The sequence below is a fragment of the Pseudomonas syringae group sp. J248-6 genome, assembly GCF_032586995.1.
GTDB classification, from domain to species: domain Bacteria; phylum Pseudomonadota; class Gammaproteobacteria; order Pseudomonadales; family Pseudomonadaceae; genus Aquipseudomonas; species Aquipseudomonas amygdali.
Genome location: NZ_JAWHOP010000011.1, coordinates 19229 through 46127, shown reverse-complemented (window position 1 = coordinate 46127; position 26899 = coordinate 19229). Strand labels below are relative to the sequence as shown.

Below are 26899 nucleotides of genomic sequence, written 5' to 3'. Positions count from 1 at the left end.
GAGTTCCGGTGCGTATTCAAGTAATCAACCCCAACACCAGCGAAGCCATGACCCACAAGATTGGCCTCGCGGCGCAAGCCATTGCGCGCCCCGGTACGCAGATTCTTGCGTGCAGCCCCGATGATGGCCCGGTGTCTATCGAAGGTCATTTTGACGAAGCGATAGCGACCCTGGGCGTGCTGGAAGAAATACGCAAAGGCCGTGAGCAACAGGTCGATGCGCACATCATCGCCTGCTTCGGCGATCCCGGCCTGCTGGCAGCCCGCGAATACGCCAGCGCACCTGTGATCGGCATTGCCGAAGCGGCCTTTCACATGGCCAGCCTGATTTCCACCCGATTCGCAGTGGTCACCACGCTGACCCGAACACGGATCATCGCCGAGCACCTGTTGCAGCGTTATGGCTTTAGCGAGCTGTGCACCTCGGTACGTTGTATCGATCTGCCGGTGCTGGCGCTGGAAGAGAGCGGGCCTGAACTGATCGAGTGCATGGCCGAACAGGCTCGCCGGGCACGCGATGAAGAGGGGGCCGGTGCCATTGTGCTGGGCTGCGGCGGTATGGCGGATCTGGGCAGGCAATTGAGTGAAGCGATTGGTCTGCCGGTGATCGACGGCGTAGCGGCGGCGGTGAAATTGGCGGAGTCTCTTGTAGACCTTGGGCTGAGCACCAGCAAGCACGGCGATCTCGCCGACCCCATCGGCAAACCGTTTAAAGGACGATTTGCCTACCTGAGCCGATAAAATGTGCGTCCGCAAATGCACTGACACACGCTTTGGGTGATGCTCCGCGGCACAAAGATCGGACGCAGAGCGTCCAGAACGGCATTCCCACGCTGGAGCGTAGAGAACGATAGTCTCAACGACCACTGTCTTCTGGACGCTCCGCATTCTCTATCGACGGAGCGTGTGGCGATCGCTCCCACGCTCCACGTGATAGCGCACTTCTGGACGCTCTGCGTCCGATCTTGAGCACCAAGGGTGCGCCTTACATGGCCGGCACGCCACCCGCAACCAGCGCTTCTGTCGTGGCGTCTGGCACCACAATGGTGTTATTACCCGGAGTCAGAATCACCTTGCGGCAATCCTCTTCCTTCTTGTCGAACAGCTTGTAACCCTTCGCGGCATCTTCCAGCGACATGCGGTGGGTGATGATGGCTTCGGGTTCAAGTCGTCCGGCTTCGATGTGCTCAAGCAGTTCAGGCATGAAGCGATGGACATGGGTCTGGCCCATCTTGAACGTCAGGCCCTTGTCGAACGCATCGCCGAACATGAAGCCGTGGATAAACCCTGCGTAAACGCCCGGTACGCTCACCACGCCGCCACGCCTTACCGCTGCGATGCACTGACGCAATGCCTTGCCACTGCTGCCTTCCAGTTTCAGCGTGGCCAGAATGGTTTCGGTGGTGCTGCCCTTGGCTTCGAAACCGACTGCATCCACCACACCGTCCACGCCGCGCATGCCAGTTGTCTGACGGATGATGGTGTCGGCCGGGTCATCGTCGTCATCGAAATTGATCGGGATCACACCATAGGTTTTTTGCGCGTAGGCCAGGCGATACGGGTGGTGATCGACCATGAATATCTTCTCGGCACCGAGCATTCTTGCGCATGCGGCGCTCATCAGGCCCACCGGGCCAGCGCCATAGATGGCGACGCTTGAGCCCTGGCCGATCCCCGCATTGGTTACCGCCTGCCAGGCAGTGGGCAAGATGTCGGAAAGGAACAGAACCTTCTCGTCAGCCAGTGTGCCCGGCACTTTGAACGGGCCGACATTGGCCTTTGGCACACGCACGTACTCAGCCTGGCCGCCGGGAATACCGCCATACAGATGACTGAAGCCGAACAGTGCTGCCCCTGGCGGAATGGACTTTTTGTTGATGATCGCGCCACGCCCGGTGTTGGTGGTTTCACAGGCTGCGAACAGGTCGATGTTGCAGAAAAAGCAGCTGCCGCAAGCAATCACAAAAGGGATCACTACGCGATCACCTTTCTGCACAGCAGTAACCGCCGGGCCAGTCTCTTCGACAATGCCCATGAACTCATGGCCGAATATGTCGCCGTGTTCCACCGTGGGTATCTTGCCGCGATACAGGTGCAGATCAGAGCCGCAGATTGCGGTCGCAGTAACTTTCAGAATGATGTCGTCGGCTTCTTGTATTTCCGGGTCCGGCACTGTGTCGACCTTCACACTGTTCGCGCCGTGGTAAGTCAAAGCTCTCATGATTAATCCTCGATGGCAGCAGAAGTTCTGATCCGTACTGAAGATGAACCATGAGGATTTTGTTGGTTCAGCGCGATTGGTCGATGCGGGACTAACGGTAGGTCAATTGCGAAACGCCGTCATGTCCTGCAACAGCATGCCCATCAGGCGGTTGGCACCGACGCTGAGCTGGCGACCCAGACGGCTGATCAAATGCGTCTGCGGGCTGCTGAACACCTCATGCTGCAAGGGCAGGGCGCGCAGTTTTCCGGCCTTTATCTCTTCCTCTACAACGAAGGTCGGCAGCAGCGTGACGCCACCCTGCATGGCGAAATGCTTGAGCATGGCGAAGGTGCTGCAGGTCAGGGTCGGTTGCACTGTGACACCCAGCTGATGTTCGGCTTGCAGAAGGATCTGGCGAATGCCGTAAGACACCGCAGGCAGCGCAACACGGTAGTGTTCCAGTGCCCGCAGCTCTATCGGAGCCTGCTCTTGCGTCAGCGGATGATCGGGGGCGGTGATCACGCACACCGGCTTGCGCTGATGGGCGTGAGAGCGGATTTTCGGGTCGGCAGCGGGGTTGAAGACCAGGCCGATATGCGCTTCGTCCTCCACCACCTGGCGAATTACCTCGTTGCTGCCGCAGACGTTCACGAGCAGTTCAATGCGCGGGTACAGCTCGGAAAACCGGGCCAGCGGCTGGGCGAGGCTTTCAAGAAAACCTTCTCCGGACACCAGTGTCACCGAGCCGCTGTGCAGGCCCTTCAGCGCCTGGATCGAGTCCAGCAAGACCTCCTGCTGCGTCAGCCGCTGGCGGTAATAGGCCAGCACCTTGTCGCCTGCTTCGGTAGGTTTCACCCCTCGACGATGACGCTCGAGCAATGGCGAGCCCAGCTCCTGTTCCAGTTGCGCGATCTGACGGCTGACCGCCGAAGGCGCAACGTTGAGGAAGTCGGCAGCAGCCCGGACGCTGCCCAATCGTACGGCTTCGAAAAAATACAGGATGCGTCGATCTTGAACGAGGCTCATGGGCTTCCAGTGTTGCGCTAAAGGCAACATAAATTCGATTTTTGGATTATTGCTGAGAGGGGAGAGCGCTGTCCATACTCGAATCATCAGCACATTGCAGGCCGAAGGGGCCCGCAGCGTCATCCTCTAATTCGTACAAAACCTTTGACCGGGATGCAGACATGACTTTGAAAGCAGGTGTGATCGGATTGGGCAACATGGGCGGCGGCATGGCTGCCACGCTGGCGGGCAAGGGCTTTGATGTCAGCGGCTTCGACCTGTCGCAGGCTGCGTTGGCCCAGGCTGAAAGCAAAGGCGTCAAGCCGGTTGCCGACCGCAAACAACTGATTCAAGGCGTGGATATTCTGATCCTGTCGCTGCCCAAGGCCGAGCATGTGGAGTCGGTGTGCCTTGGTGCGGGCGGTATCAGCGAGTTCGGTCGCAAGGGCTTGATCGTGGTCGATACCACCACATCAACACCGGAAATGAGCCGTAAGGTCGCCGCCGAACTGGCCAAAACCGGCATTGCCTTTATCGATGCACCTGTCTCGGGCGGCCCGAAAGGCGCAGCTACCGGCACCATGTCGATGGTCATCGGCGCTGAAGATGCCGATCTTGCGCGCGCCATGCCGATTTTGGAAGGAATGAGCGGCACACGCGTGCACGTCGGCCAGTGCGGCGCAGGCAATGTGGCCAAGATCGCCAACAACATGCTCGCCGCCTGCCACCTGATCAGCACTGCCGAAGCCGTGGCGATGGCCGCGCGTGCAGGTGTCGATCCGGAAAAACTTCTGCAGGGCCTGAATGCCGGTTCTGGACGCAGCGGTGCCACGCAAGTGATGTTCCCGACCTGGGTACTCAACAAGGCCTATGACTCGGGTTTCACCATGGGCCTGATGCGCAAGGACGTCGGCCTGGCCAGCGATCTGGCGGACAGCCTCGACATGGACCTGCCGCTGTCGCGCGTCGTCGCGCAATTGTGGCAGGCCAGCAGTGAAACCCTGGCGGACAACGAAGACTTCTGCGCCATCGTGCAACGCACCGATGGCAAACTTTACGGTCATGGAGAATAAGCGATGAGCACTGCAAAAATTCTTGAACTGATGCGTCCTTACTGGGGCGATCGCAGTGTCATTGCCAGCTACGTCGGCGGCCAGTTCATTGAAGGCCACGGCGCGCCGGTTGAAGTGCGCAATGCCCATGACGACAGCCTGCTGCTGAGTTTTCCGGACGCCGACGAGTCGTTGGTCGATGTCGCCGACAAGGCCGCCAAGGCTGCGCAGCAGCAATGGTGGGCGCTGACCGCTCAGGCGCGGGGTCGCGCGATGTACCAGGTGGGCAATCTGATTCGCGAAGAGCTGGAAAACCTCGCGCAGATCGAATCCCTGACCGCCAACAAGCCGATCCGCGATGCCCGCGTCGAAGTGCTCAAGGTTGCCGAGATGTTCGAGTATTACGCCGGCTGGGCAGACAAGCTGCATGGCGAAATCATCCCGGTGCCGACCACACACCTTAACTACGTGACCTACGAACCGCTGGGCACGGTGTTGCAGATCACCCCGTGGAACGCGCCGATCTTCACCTGCGGCTGGCAGATCGCCCCGGCGATTGCGGCGGGTAACGCAGTCATCCTCAAACCGTCGGAACTGACGCCGCTCAGCTCGCTGATGGTCGGTGTGCTGATCGAGCGCGCGGGCGTACCGAAAGGGCTGGTCAACGTGATTGCCGGTTTCGGTCATTCCATCGGCCAGGCGTTCATTGCCAAGGCTGACATTCGCAAGGTGGTGTTCGTCGGCTCGCCAGCGACCGGTCGCCATATCGCCGTGGCTGCGGCGCAGCGTTGCATTCCTGCGGTGCTGGAACTGGGCGGCAAGTCAGCCAACATCGTGTTCGACGATGCTGATCTGGAAGTGGCTTTGCGTGGTGCTCAGGCGGCGATTTTCTCCGGTGCCGGGCAAAGTTGTGTCTCCGGCTCACGGCTGTTGGTGCAGGAATCGATTTTCGAGAAGTTCACCAAAGCGCTAGCGGTGGCGGCAACTCAGTTCAAGGTCGGCGACCCCGGCGACCCGGACACCCAGATTGGCCCGATCAACAATGCCAAGCAGTACAACCATGTGAAGAGCATGGTCGAGCGTGCATTGAAAGACGGCGCAAGGCTGGTTGGCGAGCAGGCCGATCCTATCCCGAACAAGCCGGGTTACTACGTCAATCCGACGGTGCTGGCGGGCACCAACGAGCTGCATTGTGCGCAGGAAGAAATCTTCGGCCCGGTGGTGGTAGCGATTCCATTCAAGGACGAAGAGGACGCGATCCGTATCGCCAACGACAGCCGTTTCGGTCTGGCCGGTGGTGTCTGGACCCGCGATGTCGGGCGCGCTCACCGCGTTGCAAAGCAAGTGCGAGCGGGGACCTTCTGGGTCAACGGCTACAAGACTATCCACGTCAGCTCGCCGTTTGGCGGCTATGGTGAAAGTGGTTATGGCCGTTCTTCCGGTCTGGATGCACTGCGCGAGTACAGCGAAGTGAAAAGCGTCTGGGTCGAAACCGCCGCCAAGCCTGCCGCCAGTTTTGGCTACGGCGCGAGTCTGGAGTAAGTACATGCCTATTTCAAAGACACTGATCGACGAAGCAACTGTCTGGCGCCGCACGATCCACGCTGCGCCGGAGCTGGGGTTTCAGGAGCTGAAAACCTCGGACAAGGTGGCTGATCTGCTGAGTAGCTTCGGCATTCAGGTGCACCGCGGTCTGGGCGGTACTGGCGTGGTCGGCACCCTGCGCAATGGCGACGGCCCGACTATCGGCATTCGCGCCGACATGGACGCCCTGCCGATTCAGGAGCTGGGCGACAGCGTGCACAAGTCGGCCCATAAGGGTTGCATGCACGCCTGCGGACACGATGGCCATACGGCGATTCTGCTGGCCACCGCCCGGCACCTGTCGGAAACCCGCCGGTTTGCCGGCACGGTGCATTTTGTCTTTCAGCCTGCCGAGGAAAACCTCGGCGGCGCGCAACGGATGATCGAAGACGGCCTGTTCGAGCGCTTTCCTATGGAAGCGATCTACGGTCTGCACAACTGGCCGGGCGTGCCTGCTGGCAAGGTGGTGATCAATCCGGGGCCGATGATGGCGTCGCTGGACACCTTCGAAATCACCCTGACCGGCAAGGGCAGCCATGCGGCCATGCCTGACAAGGGCAATGACCCGATCGTGGCGGCTGCCGAACTGGTGCTGGGGCTGCAAACCATTGTCTCCCGGCGCCTGTCACCGCTCGACTCGGCGGTGGTCAGCATCACTCAGTTCAATGCCGGTGAGGCGATCAACGTCATCCCGGAAACCGCTGTTTTGCGCGGCACGGTGCGTTGTCTGCAAACGCCGGTGCGCGAGAAGGTTCAGCAACTGATCGGCGAGTTCGTCGAGCGTTTGCCGACGGCCTTCGGGGTGCGTGGCGAACTGGTCTACAACGTGGGGTATCCGGTGACTGAAAACCACGTCGATGCCGCTGCTACGATCCGCCGCGCAGCGGTCGCAGCGGTGGGGGAGAACAACGTGCAGTGGGGCTGCAACCCGTCGATGGCCTCCGAAGACTTCGCCTTCATGCTGCATGCCTGCCCGGGTGCGTACATCTGGATGGGCGTCGATGGCGACAAACCGTCAGCGGCGTTGCACAACCCGTACTACGACTTCAATGATCAGGTCATCGAACCTGGCGTTGCGGTCTGGACCTCGCTGGTGGAGCAGTGTTTGCCGCTGAGTTGATGGCTCGCATACATATGCCGTAGGAGTGAGCTTGCTCACGAAGGCAGTGGTCCAGACGCCCTTTTTTATGGGGTTTACCGGCCTCTTCGTGAGCAAGCTCACTCCCACCGGGAGCGGACTCCGTCAAGGTGCTGCGAGCAATTCCACTGCAATACCGGATATGTCCGGCAGGCAGGTCAGCAGGTGGTCGCGCAGTTCCAGTACTCGCTGGCGCTTGAAGCTGTCCTGCAGCCAGACCAGGTAATAGGCATCCCCGGTGCCAACCGCCGAGTTGAACGGCAGAAAAACCTGGCCTTCGTTCAAGTCATCAGCGACCAGAAACAGATCGCCAATCGACACACCGTGCCCTCTGACCGCAGCGGTAATGCCCTGATCAAGCGTGTCGAACACCTTGCCTTTGCTCAACGTCACCTGACCAGAGAGGTCCATCCGGCTCAGCCAGCGCCGCCAGTCGCGGCGGTCGCTGGATGGATGGATAAGTTCAGCGGCCTGAAGCCTCTCTGTTCCCCACGGCTGGTCGCCTAACGTGTCTGCCGAGCAGATCGGAATCAGCCATTCATCGAACAGCTTGCAGGTTTCCACCTCGGCACCAAAGTTGCCATTGCCCAGCAGAATCGCGCAGTCGAAAGGCTCCGAATAGAAATCCACGCTATCAAAATCCATCCACACGCTGGAGAGCTGCACCGGCAGGGCGGGTGCAGGCTTTTTGAAGGACTCCAGCGCGTGCAGCAGCCAGCGCATGGTCAGGGTGGACGGGGATTTAAGGCGCAGATTCGCGCCCTGACCCCGGAAGGGCTGGCAAGCGTCCTCGATAATCCGGAAGCCGATCTTGAGCTGGCTGGACAGCCGCCGGCCCTCGTCACTGAGCGAAAGCCGCGGGCCATTGCGCTCGAACAATCGACAGCCAAGGGTTTCTTCCAGGGTACGAATATGGCGGCTGATGGCACTCTGGGTAAGAGAGAGCTCCTGCGCAGCACGCGTAAATGAGCATGATCGGGCCGCTACTTCAAAGGCTCTCAGCGCGTAAAGAGGCGGTATACGTTCAGTCATGTGATAACTAACCATGATTATTTGTCATAGTAGGTTACACCTTTTTCCATTTTTCCGCGCACGCGTCTCCGGTCAGAATCGCCGGCTCGTCCACTGTCGTAAAAATCAAACAATAAGGCGGTGTTCTTATCTGCTGCGTGCGTGAGGGAATATGCTGCCCAAGTCCGAAAAGCTGTTGCGCCAATCTGTTGTAAGACATTTGCTGGAAAGTGACACCGCCCTGGAAATGGGCTGGCGGGTTCAGGCTTACAGGCAGTTCGAGCAGGTGCTGAGTGACAAGGGCTTTCCTTGTCTGTTTGGCCGCCGTGCCAACAAGTCCGGAAGCTGTCTGCTGCTGTTCATCCCCTGTGAGAATGAGCAACAAGCGCTACGTGACGGCATGGAAGCGTACGTAAAGTTCGTTAATGACACGCCACTTGAAGATCGCCTGTTCAACCCGTTGATTGTCATTTTCGAGAAAACCGATTTCAACACCTTGGCCGAAGAGCAGGCCTATGCCTGGGCCACCTTGCAGCATTTACATGACGGTGACCGAACGCCCTGGCCGGCCAAAGCCTGCACAGACCCTGAAGTGTTCGAGTGGACCTATCACTTCGCCGGACTGCCGATGTTCATCAACATGAGCTTTCCCCGTCACAGCGCGATGAAAAGCCGTTCGCTGGGTGGGCACATTGTGTTTGTGGTCAACCCTCGGGAGAACTTTGACGAGGTGGCAAGCGCCGAGACGGAAAGTGGTCGCAAGGTCAGGGAAAAGATTCGCCAGCGAATCGCCGATTACAACAACGGCGTGGTGCCCGACACGCTGGGTTTTTTCGGCGACCGTAGCAGCCTGGAATGGAAGCAATACCAACTATATGAAGAAGGCGGGCTTTCACTGTCCCGTTGTCCTCTGCATATCAAAGTCGACAAGACTGACCATTTGAACGAGCGTTGAGTACCCATGGATATATCGTTGCTGCTGATCTACATGTTCAGCGTCTTCATGCTGATCATCACCCCTGGTCCGGTGGTGGCACTGATCGTCAATACCAGCCTGGCGTGCGGGCCGAAACGCGCGATGCTGACGGCGTTGGGCACCAACTGGGCATCACTGGTGTTGGTGTTGGTCGCGGCATTGATTCTGACGGGAACGCTGTCGGTGAGCGTGAGCATGCTCAACTGGATCAGCCTGGTGGGCTGTTTCTTCATCGCCTATCTGTCGATGCAGGCGCTGGAACAGGCGTTGCGTTACGCCCCGACGCCGCCTGAAGCAGCGCCGGCACCGTTGCCTGCGCGTAGCAGGCACAGCGGGCTGGTGACCGGTTTTCTGGTCGGGATTTCCAATCCGAAGGACATCATCTTCTTCGTCTCGTTTTTCCCGCAGTTCATTCACGTCACCGAATCGTTCAAGGGCAGCATCGCCTTGTTGTCGTTGCTGTGGATCATCATTGATCTGTCGATCCTGTTCGCCTATATCTTCCTGATGCGCCAGAAACTGGCCTTGAAGTACAAGCGCAAGATCGAAGTCGCCTCCAGCGTAACCTTGCTGCTGATCGCGCTGGGCGGGATATTCTATTCGGGCTCGACACTGTTGAATCAGTAAACGCCTGCGCCGATCAGCACTCGATCAGATTGACTGCCAGCCCGCCGCGTGAAGTTTCCTTGTATTTGTCGTGCATATCCGCGCCGGTATCGCGCATGGTGCGGATGGCGTGGTCCAGCGAGATGAAGTGCTCGCCGTCGCCGCGCAGGGCCATTTGTGCAGCGTTGATTGCTTTCACGGCAGCAATCGCGTTGCGCTCGATGCAAGGGATCTGCACCAGCCCGCCGACCGGGTCGCAGGTCAGTCCCAGGTTGTGTTCCAGACCAATCTCTGCGGCGTTTTCCACCTGTTCAGGCGTGGCACCGAGAATTTCCGCCAGGCCAGCGGCGGCCATTGCGCAGGCCGATCCTACTTCGCCCTGACAACCCACTTCGGCACCGGAAATGGACGCGTTCTTCTTGCACAGAATGCCGACCGCAGCGGCGCTGAGGAAGAAACGCACCACGTCATCATCATTGGCCGTGGGCTTGAACTTCATGAAGTAATGCAGCACCGCAGGCACGATACCGGCCGCGCCGTTGGTGGGTGCAGTCACCATGCGCCCGCCCGCGGCGTTTTCTTCGTTGACCGCCAGGGCGAACAGGTTGACCCATTCCATGGCGCTCAGGGTCGAGCCGATCACGTTCGGGTTATCGAGGTTCTGCAGGCTCTGATGCAGGCGATAGGCGCGACGGCGCACGTTCAATCCGCCGGGCAGGATGCCGGTTTCAAGCAGGCCCTTGTCGACGCAGGCGCGCATCGCGGCCCAGATGACCATGATTTTCTCGCGAATTTCTTCCTCGCTGCGCCAGACCTTCTCGTTGGCCATCATCAGTTCGGAAATGCTCATGCCGTGGGTCTTGCACAGCTTCAGCAACTGCGCACCACTGAAAAAGTCGTAGGGCAGGACGGTGGTGTCGTTGTCCAGCACGCCGCTGGCGGCCTGTTCGGCGTCGATCACAAAGCCGCCACCCACCGAATAGTAGGTCTGCTCGTAAACTTCACCGGTCTTGCCGTAGGCGCACAGGGTCATGCCGTTGGGATGGTACGGCAGGTTTTCATTGAGCAGGCACATGTCCCGCTCCCAGACGAAGGTGATGGCCTGCTCGCCCGCCAGCATCAGCTGGTTATCGGCACGCAGCGCGTCGATGCGCTGGTTGACCTGGCTGGGGTCGATCTGGTCCGGCCATTCGCCCATCAAGCCCATGACTGTTGCGCGATCGCTGCCGTGTCCGATGCCGGTGGCCGACAGAGAGCCGTACAATCGCACCTCGATCCGTTCTACGCTGTGCAACCGGTTCTGGTTACGCAGCTCGGTCACGAACAGTGCCCCGGCGCGCATTGGCCCGACGGTGTGAGAACTGGACGGCCCGATGCCGATTTTGAACATGTCGAAGACGCTGATAGCCATCACGAAGGTCCTTCAGGTGAGATGATGCACGGGAATTTGGTATTCCCCTTTTTCTGTTACTCATCTTTGGCTTCGGCTGTCGAAACGACAAACGATTGTTGCTATGCAACGCTTTAGCGGAACTCTTCAATGAGCAGAATCTTCAACGCACAGATGCACGCCTGGTTACAGGTGTTCGCCTGCGCAGCCCGACATCTCTCCTTCACCCGGTGTGCCGAAGAGCTGCACGTCACCCCCGGCGCGATCAGCCAGCAGATGCGCCAGCTTGAAGAGCGCTTGGGCTTCGCGCTGTTTCACCGGATCGGGCGCGGGCTGGAGCTGACCGCCGAAGGTCAGCGTCTGGCGGTGGTCGCCAACGAGGTGCAGAGCCGTATCAGTGAAGAGCTGCGTCTGCTGTATTCCGGGCGCATCGGCGGGGTGTTCAAGTTGCGCTGCATCCCCTCATTCCTCAGCAAATGGCTGATGCCGCGCCTGCCACGCTTGCAGGAAGCGTTTCCGGACATCCAGTTGCGGATCATCGCCGAAGACAGTAGCGGGTCGTTGCGCGATGACGATTTCGATCTGGCCATCGACCTGAACGACGGCAGCTATCCGGGGCTGTCGACCACGCCGTTGCTGGAAGAAGAGCTGTTTGCGGTCTGTTCGCCAAGCCTGCTGGTGGGCAAGCCGCCACTCGATACACCCAGCCAGTTGGTGCACTTTCCGTTGCTGCATGACATCACTGCCTGGCGCGGCAGCTACGAATACGCTGAGTGGGAGTTTTATCTGACCGCCATCGGCGCTGACGGCATCGACGTGCGCCGTGGTCACACCTTCAACCGCAACCACCTGACCATCGACGCCGCGCGCATGGGCATGGGCGTGGCCATTGCCCGCAAGGCGCTGATTACCGACGAACTGGAACAAGGCTTGCTGATCGTGCCGTTCGGGCATCCGATCAAGGCCAGGAAGAAATACGTCTTGGCCTATCGTGAGGGTGCGCTCTCTACTCCGGCACGCCGCGCCGTGCATGACTGGCTGGTGAACGAAGCGGTGATCTAGTCCGCTCCGGAATCAATGAAACATCTCGGCAATCAGCACGGCGCCGATGAAGGTACCGAAGTTGGCCAGGAACGATACCAGCACAATTCTCCAGCCCAGACGGCGGAAGGCTGGCAGGTCCTTGGCAATCGACAGGCCGGCAAAGGTCAGCATCGGGGTAATGACCGCCAGCATGTTGATCGAACTGGTCATCCGGGCAATCTCGGCTGCCCAGGGGCAGGCCGGTGAAGTCAGGAACATCGCCACCAGCGACACCATGCACACCGCCGGGATCTTGCGACGGATCAGGTTGCACAGCGCTTCGCCGACGAATGCACAGAAAATCATGATGCCCATGCCGGTGAATGCATCTGCCGACAGCGTCTTGTAGCCGACATAATTGGCAATCAGCGCCAGTGCACCGGCGGCCAGCCACGCACTGATCTTGCCCGCCCAGCCCAGTTCCGGAACCTCCAGCGACACATCGCTGTGGCGCAGGCCTTCATCAGTCATGGACGCCCTGGTGGTGCGGCCGATCAGCGGCTCCAGCACCCGATAGCCCCACACTGCCAGTGGCAGGGAGATAAACAGGGTGAAATAAGTACCGATGGTGGTGGTGATCAGGTTTGATGCCGCCGCCAGCGTCATGACCTCCTTGGCGACTTCCGGCGTCTGCTGCGCGGCAATCGCTCCGGCTGCAGCAGCCATCATGCTGCCCGAGCCGATGCCCGAGCCCATCGCCAGCGAATTGGGATGGAAGATCCCCAGGCTGGCGATAAAGCCTGCAACGATGGCAATGAACAGCGCACCGAACAGGGTGCCGGTCAGGTACTCGGCCAGTACGCCGCGGCCTTCCGGGGAGTCCATGCCATAGCGCTCGCCGATGATTGCCAGGCTGGGCTCGCGGCCAACCGAGAACGTCGCGCCGATTGCCTCACGCTTGATGCCCAGCAGCAGCGCGACCGGCAGGCCGAGCACCACGGTGCCGACAAAGTGGCCAAACTCCTGAAACACCAGCGCCCATCCCGAGGCGAACACCACCGGCAGCGAGCCGCCGACGACGAGACCGAGTTTGGCGATGAAAATCAGCAGGGCGGGTTGCAGGATCGAGGCCGAGCGCAGCTGGATGCCGTGATCGATACCGATGCTGCCTGGCAGGCGGCGACTGGCGATCCCGACCATCGCACCCAACAGCAGCGCCCACACCATCGGTAGCAGCACCACCTTGCCGGGGCCCAGCGGGATACTGATGGCACCGATCATCTCGGCAATGATCAGGATAACGGCGGCCCAGAGATACAGCTTCACCGTCGATGAAACGGCCTGATTGTCGCCCGACACTGCAGCGTGTGAGTTTTGCATGATGATCCCCTTGCCTGCTGAATGGCCTTTTTCAGGCCTTATCAATCGTTATTCTGTTTTTCAGGTCGGCGCGATGAGGCGCCAGGGCAGCGTTGGAAAGTCCATGAAGTCATGGAGGCCGTTATCCGGCCGAGTATTTTTATGAAGTCTGAATGTGATCCAGACCCAGGCTGCTTCGAGCCTTTGCAAGGGGATTACAGGGTGCGTTATTTGAAGGGATGAGCCTTTGAACACGGCACTTTGCTGTCCACACGCAATCGCAGTATGCATAGCGCGAGGTTGCACACCAATATTGCGAATTTTATTTATCGTTGCGTTAAACAGAACACAGAAAGGGCTGCATGGCCCTTGAAAGTGACTATCGTGCGACGCTCCGCGTCGCATGCCGTTCCGGACGCTCTCGAAGGCTTGGCTATCGTGCCGACGCTCCGCGTCGGTATGCCGTTCCGGACGCTCGCGAAGGTTTGGCTATCGTGCCGACGCTCCGCGTCGGTATGCCGTTCCGGACGCTCCGCGTCCTCTTTTTTCGACGCAGAGCGTCGAGAGCTGCATTCCCACGCAGAGTGAGGAACGATCATCTTAACTATCGTGCTGGCGCTCTGCGCAGGCATGCAGCTCTGGTTGCTCCCACTAGTAAGCGGGACTGCTCAGCTCAAGCGCCTTGGCGCATTCCTCCAGCGAGCGCCGCTGGGTGTCTGCATACAACTCCAGTTCGTTGAGCGTATTGCGCCCCAACGCCTGCTCGAAATCCTGCTGGTTCGAATTCGTCGCGTAATGCGCCTGCGCGTTGTCACCCAGGTTGGACTGGAAGATGCCCGCCGCACTGACTGGCAGAAAGTCTTCATACACCAGCGGCTCGAAGCGCACGTGACCTGCTTCCACAAGCTGCTCCAGGCTGCCGGATGCGCGCTCGGCAGCACCTGATTCAGTCGGGAAATAGCGAAAGTAAGCCAGCCCCTGTCTACGCATTTCATGATGATTGTCCGGAAAAGCCTGAAATGCCTTTTCCAGCAATTCTGCATAGCGCACGGCGTTGGCTTCGTTGGGAAGCTCACCCAGTTCGTCGCGAGCTTCGTTCAACAGCCGGTCATACAGCGCGCGCCCTTTGGGCGTCAGGGCTGCGCCGCGCTGTTCGATCTCGCCGAAGCGTGCCGAATGACTGCCCGACTGACTGCCCCCCTGACCAATGAACGTAATGGGTTCTTCAAGCGCCTTGAAGCTGGTCTGGCGCAACAGAATCGGACACTGGCGACGCGGTGGCCCTTCAACCACGGCCTTGGGCGTGATGCCTTTGCCGGGCATGCCGCTTTGCACCGCATCGATATCCAGCGTGCGCGGGGTGAGGTGATTGATATGCGGACCTCGAAATGCCACCACATCAGCAATCAGGCGATGCTGGACGTTGAGCTTCTGGTACTCGTCAAGCGAGACCGTCGCCGTGTTATGCCAGCGAAAGGTTTCCAGCGCCTGCTGAATGAACTCGGCAGCGTCGGGCTCGCTCAACCCGCCGTCTGTCTCATGCTTGTCGATCAACGCCAGGGCACCGGGCGTGAAGATTCTGCGCTTGGCCAGCACCTGACTGGCAAACTCGCGCAGGCTGTCACTCTCGATCAGTTCCAGGCGCAGCAGTGAGGTGAACACCCGAAACGGGCTGACCTGCAACGCCTGTTCATGCACGGCACGAAACGCTGTGGAGTGAACCGGCACACCGGCTTCGGTCAGGTCGTAATAACCCACCGGCTGCATGCCCATCACCGCAAACAGGCGGGCGAGGGTGGCCAGTTCCTCAGCCGTACCGACGCGGATCGCGCCGTGGCGTTCCATGTCCAGCCGCTGGATCTCGCCGGTCTGGCGCAGGCTGCTCAGCACCTCGCTGTCGCGGCTCATGACCTGCGCATTGACCTCGCTGACCAGCCCCATCAGCGTGCCGTACAGCGGCACTTCGTGCTGGTACATCTGCGACATGGCGCGAGAAAAGCCCGCGCGGATCTGGTCCGGGTCGGCAAAGCGTGCAGTGCTCATCAGGATGGTTTCTCCGTACGTGTTCAAGCCAGCGCTGCCAGGCAACGCTCGAAAATATCCAGCCCTTCGTGCAGAACATCGGGCTCGATGGTCAGCGGGATCAGCAGGCGGATGATGTGCCGCGACTTGCCGCTGGGCATCAACAACAGGCCAGCGTCCCTCGCTGAGGCCAATAGGTCGGCAAGCTGCCGGTTCCCGGGCTCGCCATCCGCTGTGATCAGTTCGATACCGCGCATGCAGCCCACGCCGGTCAGCCTGCCCAGGTACGGCGACAGCTTGCCTGCCTGCCAGGCGTTGTAGCGCGAGACAATGGCGTTTTCCTGCTGTTCACCCCAGGTGGACAAATTGGCATCAGTCATTTGTGCCAGCGAGGCCAGGCCCGCAGCGCAGCCAATCGGGTTGCCGGAATAGGTGCCGCCGAGCCCGCCCTTGGGCAGGTTGTCGAGCAAATGCTTGCGACCGACCACGGCGCCCAGCGGAATGCCGCCCGCGATGCTTTTGCCCAGCAGGATCAGATCCGGCTCGATGCCCAGCCGGCTGAACGCAAAGCGCTGCCCGGTGCGGCCGAAACCGGACTGAATTTCATCGGCGATCAATACGATGCCATGTTCATCGCAGAACGCTCGCAGCGCCTGAGCAAAATCCGCCTCCATGGCCAGAAAACCGCCTTCACCCTGCACCGGTTCGAAGATGATGCAGGCCACGTCGTTGACATCGATCTCTACGCTGAACAGTCGCTCCAGTGCCTTTAGCGCCTGCTCTGTGGTCACGCCGTTGTCCTTGCTGGGAAACGGAATGTGAAAGACCGGGCCGGGCAGCACGCCGACTTTCTGTTTATAGGGCGCCACTTTGCCATTGAGGTTCAGGGTTGCCAGTGTTCGGCCGTGAAAGCCGCCATCGAAGGCAATCACAGCCGTGCGGCCCGTCGCGCCACGTACGATCTTCAAGGCGTTTTCCGCCGCTTCCGCACCGCTGTTGGTGAGCATGCCGCTGAGCGGGTAACTCACCGGTACGAACTCCGTCAGTTGCCGCATGAAGCGGATATACGGATCGTGAGGCGTAGCGTTGAAGCAGTAGTGGGTCAGCTTTGCCGCCTGATCCTGAATGGCCGTGACCACCTGTGGGTTGCAATGCCCCAGATTGAGCACGCCGATACCGCCGACAAAGTCGATGTAGCGCTTGCCGGTGGTGTCCCAGACTTCGGCATTGCGGCCGTGGGATAACGTCATGCTGTGGACAAACGAAATGGATTCGCTGATGTGTTCGCTCATCGGCCTGGCCCTGACTCCGGGGGATCATGATGGCCGTATCCAAACAAACATCGGGCGACGCTCGCAAACGAAATAAAATCACTGGGTCATTCCAATAATTCCCGATGTAGCGGCTTTCGTTGCTGTTAATGGCAGGAAGTTCATTCCTAAAAGGAATCATGTTTTTCAAAAACGTCGTTTGTGGGCCAGCCCCGAGTGGATCAATACTGGGTTCATCAGTGATTTCCACCGTTTCCATGACAGGAGAATCAACATGGTTGCCGAGTTATTAGCACGTCTGGGCGTGGCGAACAGTGCCCACACACAAGGGGACTATCCGGTTTATACCCCGATTGATGGCAGCCAGATTGCCTCGGTCACACTTGAAGGCAAGGCGCAGGTCGTGGCGCGCATCGACAGCGCCCACAGCGCGTTTCTGAAGTGGCGCACAGTACCGGCCCCGCGCCGTGGCGAGCTGGTGCGGATCTTTGGTGAAGTGCTGCGCGAGCACAAGGCTGACCTGGGCGAACTGGTGTCGGTCGAAGCAGGCAAGATCACTCAGGAAGGCCTGGGTGAAGTCCAGGAAATGATCGACATCTGCGACTTCGCCGTCGGCCTGTCGCGCCAGCTGTATGGCCTGACCATCGCTTCCGAACGTCCCGGCCACCACATGCGTGAAACCTGGCACCCGCTGGGCGTGGTCGGGGTGATCAGCGCCTTCAACTTCCCGGTTGCAGTCTGGGCCTGGAACACCACGCTGGCGCTGGTCTGCGGCAACCCGGTGATCTGGAAGCCTTCAGAAAAGACTCCGCTGACCGCCTTGGCCTGCCAGGCGCTGTTCGACAAGGCGCTGAAGATTTTCGGCGATGCACCCGCAGCGCTTGCCCAGTTGGTGATCGGTGATCGTGACGCTGGTGAAGCGCTGGTCGATGACCCGCGCGTACCACTGATCAGCGCCACCGGCAGCACCCGCATGGGCCGCGAAGTCGGTCCGCGTGTTGCTGCCCGTTTCGGGCGCAGCATTCTGGAGCTGGGCGGCAACAACGCGATGATTCTGGCCCCCAGCGCTGATTTGGACCTGGCCGTGCGCGGCATTCTGTTCAGCGCCGTGGGCACTGCCGGTCAGCGCTGCACCACGCTGCGTCGTCTGATTGTGCATCGCTCGATCAAGGACGAAGTGGTTTCCCGGGTCAAAGCGGCCTACGCCAAGGTGCGTGTCGGTGATCCTCGTGAAGGCAATCTGATCGGTCCGCTGATTGACCAGCAAGCATTTTCGGCCATGCAGAACGCGCTGACCAAGGCCCGTGACGAAGGCGGTCAGGTGTTCGGTGGCGAGCGTCAGTTGCAGGACCAATACCCGAACGGCTATTACGTCACACCGGCCATCGCCGAAATGCCTGGGCAGAGCGAAGTGGTGCGTCACGAAACCTTCGCGCCGATTCTCTATGTGCTGGCCTATGACGACTTCGAAGAAGCCTTGCGCCTGAACAACGAAGTGCCTCAGGGGCTGTCGTCGTGCATTTTCACCACTGACCTGCGCGAAGCCGAGGCTTTCCAGAGCGCGGCGGGCAGCGACTGCGGCATCGCCAACGTCAACATTGGCACCAGCGGTGCAGAAATTGGCGGTGCATTCGGCGGTGAAAAGGAAACCGGTGGTGGTCGTGAATCCGGCTCCGATTCGTGGCGCGCTTACATGCGCCGGCAGACCAATACCGTCAACTATTCCCGCGAGTTGCCATTGGCCCAGGGCATCGTTTTCGACTGATCTGTACCAGGCTATTACTTGAAGGGCATTGCTGGAGTTTTTCGATGGTGCAGTTTGCTGAAGGCTGTCTGTGGGAACAATTGACTCCGCAACGTCCGGTCAGTCCGGCCTTGATTGGGGAACGAAGCGCCGACGTGTGCATCATCGGCGCAGGTTTCACCGGTTTGTCGGCGGCGTTGCGGTTGCTGGAAGGCGGCAAATCGGTGTGTGTGGTCGAAGCTCATCAGGTTGGTCATGGCGGCTCCGGGCGCAACGTCGGTCTGGTGAATGCAGGCACTTGGGTGGCACCCGATGAACTGGACAAGGTATTGGGCAGTGTCGAGGCCAGCCGCCTCAATAGCGCATTGGGCGCGGCTCCGGCGCTGGTTTTTTCGACTATCGACAAGTACCGCATCGAGTGTCAGGACACCCGCACCGGCAACCTGCACATGGCCCACAATGCAAAGGGGCTGGCGGATCTGCGCAGCCGTGCCGAGCAGTGGCAGCGGCGCGGTGCCAGGGTCGAACTGCTGACCGGAAAACCCTGTGAAGACGCCTGTGGCACCGACAAGGTCAGCGGGGCGCTGCTTGATCACCGTGCCGGTACGGTGAACCCGATGGCGTATGTGTCAGGCATGGCGCTCAATGTTGTGGCGCTGGGCGGTCAGCTGTTTGGCGAGTCTCCCGTCAACGGGCTGCAACGCACTGCGGATGGCTGGAAAGTGTCCACCGCCGCGGGCAGTGTGCGCGCCGAGAAGGTCATCATTGCTTCCAACGCCTACACCGAAGGTGAGTGGACCGACGTCAAGGATCATATCTTCGCAGGCTACTACTATCAGGTCGCTTCACAGCCGCTCAGCGGTAGCGAGCAGGCGGGCATTCTGCGTGGCGGGCAGGGTTCCTGGGACACGCGTACGGTGCTCAGCAGTATTCGTCGCGATGCCCACGGGCGACTGGTGCTGGGCAGCCTTGGCAACGCTGGCAATTATCCGCTGTGGTTCATTCGTCAGTGGGCTGATCGCATCCAGCAGCACTACTTTCCCCAGTTGGGGCGGGTCGAGTGGCAGAGCACCTGGACTGGCCGCATCGGTTTCACGCCCGACCACTTGCTGCGTCTGTTCGAGCCTGCGCCCGGCTTGCTGGCCGCGACCGGTTTCAATGGCCGCGGCGTGACCACCGGAACGCTGGTGGGCAAATGCTTTGCTGATTACCTGCTGAGCAACGACGCAACTGCGCTGCCGGTGAGCTTTTCCAGCAGCAAAAAGGTCTCGGCCAATGGCCTGCGCACACTGGCGTACGACGCCGGTTTCACGCTGTATCACGCTGGCCAGTGCTTACGCGTGGTGCTCTGAACCGACACGCTTTCAAGCCATTCTGCTCTTGATTCGCAGCTCCGCACACAGCCCGCCCTGCGCTGAATTGCGCAGGTGCAGGCTGCTTTCCAGTTTGCGCACGATCATGTCGACGATCGCCAGCCCCAGCCCAGCGCCATTGCTGTGGCCCTGACTGTAGAAGCGTTCAAAAAGGCGTGCTTTCTGTTTCTCGTCGATACCCGGCCCTGCGTCTTCGACTGACAAGTACGCGCTGCCGTCTTCCTGGCGGTTGAGCATCACGCGAATCTCGCTGGCCGGCGGGGCGAAGTTGAGCGCGTTGGTCAGCAGGTTCTGTAGTGCGATGGTGATGGCCGATGGGTCGCTGTGGATCACGCAGTCATCGCCCGCCTCGAACACCAGATCGACACGCTTCTCCAGTGCCAGCGGGGTCAGCTCGGCCATTTCCTCGCGCACCAGAGTGTTCAGTTCAAAGGTTTGTAACTGGCTGACTTCAAGGCGCGGCTCAAGCCGGGCCATCGTCAGCAACTGGCTGGCGAGACGGGCGGCGCGGTCGACGCCGTGCACGAGAAAATCCAGTGCCTCAAGACGCTGTTCCGGGGTTTCGGCCTGGCGTGCGTTCTGTGCGTGGATACGCAGAATGGTCAGCGGTGTACGCAGTTCGTGGGCGGCGTCGGCGATAAACCGCCGCTCGCGCTCCAGCACGCTTTCGATCTGGGTCAGCAGACGGTTGAGCGCGTGTTGCATGGGTTCCAGCTCTTTGGGCAGCGGTGTCAGATCAAGCGGCTCAAGGCTTTCGGCATCGCGTTCGCGGATGACCCTGGCCATCGACTGCAACGGGCGCAGGCCCCAGCCGATCGCCAGCCAGATCGCGACCACCAGCAGCGGCACGCCGATCAGCGTCGGCCACAAGGTATGGCTGACAATGCGCTGAATCAGGTCCTGGCGTACATCATCGCGCTCACCGACCCAGATCAGGAAACCCTGCTGCGGGTCGGCCAGGAGAAAGCCGCACCACTCATGCCCGTTCTCGACCAGATCATGCGAGCCTTCTTCAGCGGGAGGCGCACTGAGCAGCGGCGCTTCGGCCGAACGCACCAAAAGCTCGCCCGACGTGCGCCAGACCTGAAACGTCAGCCGGGTTTCGTACGGATGGGCAACGCCACTGGTGCCGACCCGGCTCATGGCCTGATCGAACGCCTGGTACAGCTTGTCCAGGTCCTGTTCACCCGCGGCGCGCTGGCGCAGCACACCTTGCAACAGGCGCGCGCTCTGGGCCAGTTGCGCATCGTAGACTTCTTCTATTTCGTGATGGCTGTCGCGCAGCGCGAGCAGGCTGATCGCCAGGTCGCCGAGCAGCAACAGCACCAGCACCGGGACCAGAATGCGCGCGCGTACCGAGGTCATGCCTTGAGCTCCAGCAGGTAGCCGACGCCGCGCACGGTGCGGATCAGTTCGGTGGACAGTTTCTTGCGCAGGTTGTGAATCAGCACTTCCAGGGTGTTGCTTTCGACCTTGTCCTGCCAGCCATATAGGGTATTGGACAAGCGCTCGCGGGTGACCACCTTGCCGGGGCGGATCATCAATTGGTGCAGCAGTTGATATTCCATTGGCGTCATCGGCACTTCGCTGCCCTGAAAGCTGACCTGCTGCGACGCCGGGTCGAGGCTTATGCCAGCGTGTTCCAGCAACGGCTGCGCACGTCCCTGGCTGCGTCTGAGCAAGGCCCGGACCCGGGCTTTGAGTTCGTCGACGTCGAACGGCTTGATCAGGTAGTCGTCGGCACCGGCGTCCAGACCGGCAATGCGGTCGGCGGTGCCGTCGCGCGCGGTCAGGATCAGCACCGGCAGGGCGAGTTCTTCGGCGCGCAACTGACGCAGCAGGTCGAAACCGTCCATGCGCGGCAGGCCGAGGTCGAGCAGCAACAGGTCGAAGGGTTCGCTGCGCAGGGCGTGCAGCGCGCTCAGCCCGTCTTCCAGCCAGTCCAGCGTGTAGCCCTCGGTATTCAGGGCCACACGGATGCCTTGGCCAATCGCACGATCATCCTCGACAAGAAGCAGACGCATAGGGTTGTGACCAATGAATAGGGTGAGAAGGGCGCCATCATGCCGTCAGCAGGCAGTGTCGCGAAGTGCCGTGTGTCCGGGAAGATGTTACGAGCTGTTGCGTATTAAGCTTTTCCTAAGACTGGTTTCGCACAGTAGGGGCTCCTTAACTGCCTGTGAGTATCTGTCATGCGTAAAGTCCTGCTGGTTTCCCTGTTGCTGGCCAGCCCGCTGGCCCTTGCCGGTCCGCAATGCACCACCGCTGAAAAGTCCCAATGGCAGGATCAGGCCAAATTCCAGGAGCAGCTCAAGGCTCAGGGTTACGAGATCAGCAAGTTCAAAGTGACTGACGGCAACTGCTACGAGATTTACGGCTTCGACAAGGACAAGCGCAAGGTCGAGATCTATCACGATCCGGTCACCGGTAAAGCGGTCAAGACCGAGATCAAGTAATGAACCGGGTTTCCCTGCGCCTGTGGGACCCGCTGGTCAGACTGTTTCATATCTCGATCGCGGGTGTTTTCGTTGCCAATTACTTCTTCAATGAGGCGGGTGACGACTGGCACGTCTGGCTGGGCTATTACGCGGTTGCCTGGGTGGCGGTGCGAGTGGTGTGGGGATTCATCGGACCAACCAGCGCACGCTGGAGCGATTTCTGGCCAAGCCCGGCGCGCCTGCGTGCGCATGTCCGGTCGCTGATCAACCGGCAGCCGGTACACAGGCTCGGTCATTCTCCGCTGGGTGCGCTGGTCATGGTACTCATGATGGCGCTGATCTTCGGCATGGGCCTGACCGGTTTCCTGATGGAGGAAGTCGATGCTTTGTGGGGTGCCGACTGGCCTTTGCAGGCTCATGAAATTCTCGCCAATACATTGTGTGCCCTGGTAGTGCTGCACATGGCCGCGGCCATCTTCGAAAGCTTTCAAGTGCGTGACAACCTGCCCTTGTCGATGCTGACAGGCAAGCGACGTCCGTTACCTGAAGATCGCCATCGCTGAAACCACCTCCTTGCCCTTCATCACAGTGATGCCTCCTGATGCGTGTTATTTCCCGAAACCTGACTGCATGGAGCGCAGGCCTGATTGTTGTAGTGATTTTTCTCAGTGCATGGCTAAGCCATCCACCGCACCGGATATCTGCCTTTGCCGTGAGCGCAGCGCCGGTCGACGCTGAAAGTGTTGCGCCCACGGCATCCTACATTTCGCGTTTCGCATCTTCTGATCTGGACGATTTCGTGCATTCGTCAGCCGTGACGGCATTGCCTGGCGGCGACCTCATGTCGGTATGGTTCGCCGGTTCTCGCGAAGGGGCGGGAGACGTTGAAATACGTACCTCGCGGTTCGATGCGTCCAATGGTGAGTGGGGCGGCGAGCAGGTGCTGGCGACCCGCGCGTCCACTCAGTCAGGTACCGGCAAGTACATCCGCAAACTGGGTAACCCGGTGATCGCGCTGGCTCCGGACAAGCGCCTGTGGCTGTTCTACGTGTCAGTCTCGGTCGGCGGCTGGGCGGGCAGTACCGTCAATGCAATGGTGTCCAGCGATATGGGTGCCAGTTGGTCGCCGCCGTGGCAGTTGGTGACATCGCCGTTTTTGAACATCAGCACGCTGGTACGTGGCGCGCCGGTGTTTCATGCCGACGGCTCGATCGGCCTGCCGGTCTATCACGAGTTTCTCGGTAAGTTTGCCGAATACCTGTACCTGAGCGCAGATGGCGAAGTCATCGACAAGTTTCGCATCAGCCGCGGTAAAAATTCCCTGCAGCCCACTGTCGTACCGTTGGACGGCCAACGCGCCTTAGCCTTGCTGCGTTATGCCGGCGAGACGTTTCACCGGGTACTGGCCAGCCGCACCGAAGACGGAGGTCAGACCTGGAGCGAGCCGCAACCGCTGACCCCCAATAATCCCAACTCGTCGTTGGCCGCCGTCGGCGTACCAGGCAAGGGCTTGCTGGTAGCGTTGAATGATCTGCGCGAAGGTCGCTTCAAGCTCAGCCTGTACAGCACCGACGAGCAGATGAAGGTCTGGCGGCCGCTGCCGGATCTGGACAAGTCACCCGATCCGCTGGGTACACCATTCGCCCTGGAAGCCTATAAAGCTGCAATCGGCGAAGGCTTTCGCGCTTCCAGCGGCGCACGTCGCCAGCCGATGGAAGCCGAGTTTCTGAGCAATCTGGACCAGCGTGTATGTTCCGCGCAGGGGTGTGATTTTGAATACGAATACCCGTACTTCATCCGCAGCCCGGACGGCCTTTATCACCTGGTCTACTCCTGGAATAACACCTTCATCAAACATGTCAGCTTCAACGAGGCCTGGCTGGCGGAGCAACTTTTATGATCGCTTTGGGATTGGCTCATCTGGCGTTTGCCTGGACCCTGTTTGTACTGTTGGCTCCGCTGACCGCATCGTTATGGTGGCGCTGTGGCCTGCTGGCAGCCACCTCGCTGTTGAGCGTTATTTCATTCGACGGTTTGTCGATGGCGTCGTACGCTCGCAGCCTGACCGACGATCTGGCAATCAGCAGCCTGGTGGTGCTGGGCTGGCTGACCCTGCAGCGATTGGGTGTGCTCAGACCGATGGCAGTTTCCCGGCGATGGGTGATGTTGCTGGTGTTCGCCGCGCTGGCGCTGACGTTGTATCCGGCCACGCTGGGTCTGACTTACTTCGACCCCTACCGCTGGGGTTACAATCCGCGACCTATGATCATTATTGTCGCCGTTATCGCGCTGGGGCTGGTCTTTATGCGTAATGCGCTGGCTGTGGTGATGCTGGCTGCTGCGACGCTGGCATTCACATTTCGTATCAAGCCGTCGGAAAATTATTGGGATTACCTGATTGACCCGCTTCTCGCCCTGTACTGTTGCGGGGCTTTGCTGAGCCTGGCCATCCGTTTTGTTTATCGCCGGGCAACGGAGTCGCGCCGTTCGGCCACTCTGTCTGCCGGCAATGTCTAGAGGAATGACGATGAGTTGGTTGCAATCGCGACGCCTGCATTATTGGCTGGGCGCGGTCATGTTGGTATTCCTGCTGTCGGCGTTACTGAGGGGGGTGTTTTTCTTCGGGTTTTCCGGCGTCGAGCCGGGTGCCCTGTTTACCCATGGCGAGGTCGCGCAGACGCTGGGTATCGGTGTGCGTTTCGACCTGCGTCTGGCGCTGCTGATACTCATGCCGGTCGCGGTGCTGCTCTGGTTGCCGCGCTGGAACCTGGTCAGCAAGCCGGTCTTGCGCTGGCTGGCGCGAGGCTATTTGATTGTCGCGCTGGCTGTTCTGACGATGATTCATATCGTCGACTTTGGTCATTACGCCTATCTCGGGGTCAGGCTCAACGCCAGCGTGATGCGCTATCTGGAGGATGCGCAGATTTCCCGGGACATGCTCTGGCAGACCTATCCGGTGCTGTGGATCACTGCCGGCTGGTTGCTGACCGTTGCAGCGCTCGGCTGGGCGCTGCTCAGGCTTGAACGTGTCACCCTGGACCGCGAGGCCCGTCCGCTCAATCGCTGGTCCGTGGTCTGGGGGGCGGCACTGGTGGTCTGTGCGACCTTTCTCGGCTTGCTGGGCCGGGTCGAGAATCTCAATCTGGAAAATCCCGTACCGTTGCGCTGGAGCGATGCCTTCTTCTCCGGCAACAGCCAGGTCGCGGCACTGGGGCTCAACCCGGCGCTGTTTCTGTACGACACGCTCAAGGTCTCCCAGTCGCACTTCGATGAAGCTCAGGTGCGTGAGCACTATGAGTCGGTCGCACGCTATCTGGGTGTCCAGCAGCCAGATGCACAGGCCTTGAATTTCAAACGTCACCAGCCTGTGCAGCCTTACCGGGTGCGCAGCGAGCGGCCGCCGAATGTCATGTTCGTCATGCTTGAGTCACTGGGCACCAGTGCCGTCGGTGCCTACGGCAACCCGCTGAACCCGACGCCGAATCTGGATCATCTGGCGAGCCAAAGCTGGTTCTTTAAGCACTTCTATGTGCCGGTGACCGGCACTGCGAAAACGGTCTGGGCGAGCATCACCGGGGTGCCCGATGTCACCCGCCAGGAAACGGCCACGCGTCATCCTCTGCTGACCCGTCAAAACACCATCATCAATGACTTCAAGGGCTACGAGAAGCTGTACATGATTGGTGGCAATTCCGGTTGGGCCAACATGAATGCATTGATTCGCCGCAGTATCGATGACGTCCGCCTGTACGACGAGCGCGATTGGAAGTCGCCGCAGGTGGATGTGTGGGGGATTTCCGACCTGGATCTGTTCAAGGAGAGCGACCGGATCCTGCGCGCGTTGCCAGCTGACAAGCCGTTCTTTGCCTACGTGCAGACCGCTGGCAATCATCGGCCCTTCACAATCCCCAAAGACAACGACGGTTTTCAGGTCAGCGACAAGACACTGGAGCAGGTCCAGGCCGCCGGTTCGCGCAGTGTGGAGCAGTACAACGCGGTGCGTCTGCTGGACTTCAATATCGGCCGGTTGATGGAACTGGCCAAGTCGGGCGGTTATTACGAAAACACCATTTTTGTGCTGTTTGGCGATCACAACACACGCATCAGCCAGATCCCGCACATGGCTCCGGCGTTCGAGCAACTGGGCCTGGAGAGCAATAACGTTCCGCTGTTGATTCATGCACCTGGCCTGCTGGGCACCCGGGTAGTCGATGACGCGGTCGGCCTTGCGGATCTACTGCCGACAGTGGCGGGAATGGCCGGTATGCCTTTCACCAGCGGCACGATGGGCCGTGACATTCAGCAGCCCGCTCCCGAAGGCGAACGTGTGGTGCCATTGGTACTGCGTGAAGGCACGTTCCCGCTGATCGGCGGTGTCACCCGCAACTACCTGCTGCAGATGGAGCACGATGGCAGCTCGCCAACGCTTCACGATCTGTCTTCCCCCACGCCGCTGGATAACGTCGCCAAGCAGAACCCGCAAGAGTTCGAGCGGCTGCGTGACCTCACTCGCGGCCTGCATGAAACCTCGCGAATGATGCTGTATCAGAACGTGCGCTGATCACCCGAACCGCGCCAGGCGCAGGATATTGCGCAAGTCTATGGTGAAGGTCGTATGCTTGCGTAATGATGGCATCGGTGGTTGATGATGTTAAAGTGCTTGCCAATGAGAACCATGCACGTATGAAACACGTGCATGGCGCGG

23 protein-coding genes are annotated in these 26899 nt (G+C 60.0%); 14 read left to right on the top strand and 9 right to left on the bottom strand.

Translation table 11 applies throughout. The features are described 5' to 3' along the window. Positions 1-8: 8 nt before the first annotated feature. Entirely contained in the window at positions 9-740 is a 732-nt protein-coding gene (locus RYC17_RS15635; protein WP_002554379.1) for an aspartate/glutamate racemase family protein, read from the top strand. A 244-nt stretch (positions 741-984) separates the two neighbouring features. On the opposite strand, the gene RYC17_RS15630 is transcribed toward RYC17_RS15635, so the two are convergent. Together RYC17_RS15630 and RYC17_RS15625 are read right to left on the bottom strand one after the other, a co-directional pair. Further along, complete coding sequence (locus RYC17_RS15630; RefSeq protein ID WP_058399976.1) at positions 985-2220, bottom strand: zinc-dependent alcohol dehydrogenase; 1236 nt, start codon at positions 2218-2220, stop codon at positions 985-987. Between the two features lie 102 nt (positions 2221-2322). Further along, on the bottom strand, positions 2323-3228 hold the full coding sequence (locus tag RYC17_RS15625; protein ID WP_057403112.1) for a LysR family transcriptional regulator: 906 nt from the start codon (positions 3226-3228) through the stop codon (positions 2323-2325). 161 nt (positions 3229-3389) lie between these two features. Here RYC17_RS15625 and RYC17_RS15620 point away from each other — a divergent pair, with 161 nt between their 5' ends. Genes RYC17_RS15620 through RYC17_RS15610 form a run of 3 tightly spaced genes read left to right on the top strand, consistent with a single transcriptional unit; the run spans position 3390 to position 6963 of the window. Then, positions 3390-4280 (top strand): NAD(P)-dependent oxidoreductase, encoded by an 891-nt coding sequence (locus RYC17_RS15620; RefSeq protein WP_004660684.1) that lies wholly within the window; start codon positions 3390-3392, stop codon positions 4278-4280. A gap of 3 nt (positions 4281-4283) precedes the next feature. Continuing rightward, positions 4284-5801: an aldehyde dehydrogenase family protein gene (locus RYC17_RS15615; protein WP_058399977.1), complete on the top strand. Its 1518-nt coding sequence runs from the start codon at positions 4284-4286 to the stop codon at positions 5799-5801. Positions 5802-5805: 4 nt separating this feature from the next. Next, positions 5806-6963 carry a M20 aminoacylase family protein gene (locus RYC17_RS15610; RefSeq protein ID WP_058399978.1) on the top strand — a complete coding sequence of 386 codons (1158 nt, stop codon included), beginning with the start codon at positions 5806-5808 and terminating at the stop codon, positions 6961-6963. Positions 6964-7086: 123 nt separating this feature from the next. Here RYC17_RS15610 and RYC17_RS15605 read toward each other — a convergent pair whose 3' ends face one another. Continuing rightward, complete coding sequence (locus RYC17_RS15605) at positions 7087-8013, bottom strand: LysR family transcriptional regulator (RefSeq protein WP_002554373.1); 927 nt, start codon at positions 8011-8013, stop codon at positions 7087-7089. 151 nt (positions 8014-8164) lie between these two features. Between RYC17_RS15605 and RYC17_RS15600 the strand changes: the two genes are divergently transcribed. Beyond that, positions 8165-8947, top strand: coding sequence for a YqcI/YcgG family protein (locus RYC17_RS15600; protein ID WP_005733792.1), 783 nt, complete (start codon positions 8165-8167; stop codon positions 8945-8947). A gap of 6 nt (positions 8948-8953) precedes the next feature. Beyond that, entirely contained in the window at positions 8954-9595 is a 642-nt protein-coding gene (locus tag RYC17_RS15595) for a LysE family translocator (protein ID WP_058409604.1), read from the top strand. A 13-nt stretch (positions 9596-9608) separates the two neighbouring features. Here RYC17_RS15595 and RYC17_RS15590 read toward each other — a convergent pair whose 3' ends face one another. Next, on the bottom strand, positions 9609-10985 hold the full coding sequence (locus RYC17_RS15590) for an L-serine ammonia-lyase (RefSeq protein WP_122281816.1): 1377 nt from the start codon (positions 10983-10985) through the stop codon (positions 9609-9611). Positions 10986-11114: 129 nt separating this feature from the next. Here RYC17_RS15590 and RYC17_RS15585 point away from each other — a divergent pair, with 129 nt between their 5' ends. After that, positions 11115-12026, top strand: a complete 912-nt coding sequence (locus tag RYC17_RS15585; protein ID WP_122281815.1) for a LysR substrate-binding domain-containing protein — start codon at positions 11115-11117, stop codon at positions 12024-12026. Between the two features lie 12 nt (positions 12027-12038). Here the strand turns inward: RYC17_RS15585 and RYC17_RS15580 are convergent, their stop codons facing one another. The 3 genes from RYC17_RS15580 to RYC17_RS15570 all read right to left on the bottom strand — a co-directional run bounded on the left by RYC17_RS15580 (position 12039) and on the right by RYC17_RS15570 (position 16660). After that, positions 12039-13367 (bottom strand): DUF3100 domain-containing protein, encoded by a 1329-nt coding sequence (locus RYC17_RS15580; protein ID WP_122258027.1) that lies wholly within the window; start codon positions 13365-13367, stop codon positions 12039-12041. Positions 13368-13997: 630 nt separating this feature from the next. Continuing rightward, positions 13998-15389 carry a VOC family protein gene (locus tag RYC17_RS15575; protein WP_316903680.1) on the bottom strand — a complete coding sequence of 464 codons (1392 nt, stop codon included), beginning with the start codon at positions 15387-15389 and terminating at the stop codon, positions 13998-14000. Positions 15390-15412: 23 nt separating this feature from the next. Continuing rightward, complete coding sequence (locus tag RYC17_RS15570) at positions 15413-16660, bottom strand: aspartate aminotransferase family protein (RefSeq protein ID WP_316903678.1); 1248 nt, start codon at positions 16658-16660, stop codon at positions 15413-15415. Between the two features lie 253 nt (positions 16661-16913). Here RYC17_RS15570 and RYC17_RS15565 point away from each other — a divergent pair, with 253 nt between their 5' ends. Together RYC17_RS15565 and RYC17_RS15560 are read left to right on the top strand one after the other, a co-directional pair. After that, the gene (locus tag RYC17_RS15565) at positions 16914-18404 is read left to right on the top strand and encodes an aldehyde dehydrogenase family protein (RefSeq protein WP_058399983.1); all 1491 of its coding nucleotides are present in this window, start codon (positions 16914-16916) and stop codon (positions 18402-18404) included. 44 nt (positions 18405-18448) lie between these two features. Further along, positions 18449-19735 (top strand): NAD(P)/FAD-dependent oxidoreductase, encoded by a 1287-nt coding sequence (locus RYC17_RS15560; RefSeq protein WP_057405049.1) that lies wholly within the window; start codon positions 18449-18451, stop codon positions 19733-19735. A 12-nt stretch (positions 19736-19747) separates the two neighbouring features. Here RYC17_RS15560 and RYC17_RS15555 read toward each other — a convergent pair whose 3' ends face one another. Together RYC17_RS15555 and RYC17_RS15550 are read right to left on the bottom strand one after the other, a co-directional pair. Further along, entirely contained in the window at positions 19748-21121 is a 1374-nt protein-coding gene (locus tag RYC17_RS15555; protein WP_058409598.1) for a sensor histidine kinase, read from the bottom strand. Beyond that, complete coding sequence (locus tag RYC17_RS15550) at positions 21118-21780, bottom strand: response regulator (protein WP_002554362.1); 663 nt, start codon at positions 21778-21780, stop codon at positions 21118-21120. Before RYC17_RS15550 ends, RYC17_RS15555 begins: the two co-directional genes overlap by 4 nt. Positions 21781-21948: 168 nt before the next feature. Between RYC17_RS15550 and RYC17_RS15545 the strand changes: the two genes are divergently transcribed. Genes RYC17_RS15545 through RYC17_RS15525 form a run of 5 tightly spaced genes read left to right on the top strand, consistent with a single transcriptional unit; the run spans position 21949 to position 26755 of the window. After that, complete coding sequence (locus RYC17_RS15545; protein ID WP_002554361.1) at positions 21949-22212, top strand: PepSY domain-containing protein; 264 nt, start codon at positions 21949-21951, stop codon at positions 22210-22212. Continuing rightward, complete coding sequence (locus RYC17_RS15540) at positions 22212-22757, top strand: cytochrome b/b6 domain-containing protein (RefSeq protein WP_316903674.1); 546 nt, start codon at positions 22212-22214, stop codon at positions 22755-22757. Before RYC17_RS15545 ends, RYC17_RS15540 begins: the two co-directional genes overlap by 1 nt. A 38-nt stretch (positions 22758-22795) precedes the next feature. Then, positions 22796-24094 carry a sialidase family protein gene (locus tag RYC17_RS15535; RefSeq protein ID WP_316903673.1) on the top strand — a complete coding sequence of 433 codons (1299 nt, stop codon included), beginning with the start codon at positions 22796-22798 and terminating at the stop codon, positions 24092-24094. Beyond that, positions 24091-24711, top strand: a complete 621-nt coding sequence (locus tag RYC17_RS15530; protein ID WP_122281810.1) for a hypothetical protein — start codon at positions 24091-24093, stop codon at positions 24709-24711. Before RYC17_RS15535 ends, RYC17_RS15530 begins: the two co-directional genes overlap by 4 nt. A gap of 10 nt (positions 24712-24721) precedes the next feature. Next, the gene (locus tag RYC17_RS15525) at positions 24722-26755 is read left to right on the top strand and encodes an LTA synthase family protein (RefSeq protein ID WP_316903670.1); all 2034 of its coding nucleotides are present in this window, start codon (positions 24722-24724) and stop codon (positions 26753-26755) included. Positions 26756-26899 lie beyond the last annotated feature (144 nt).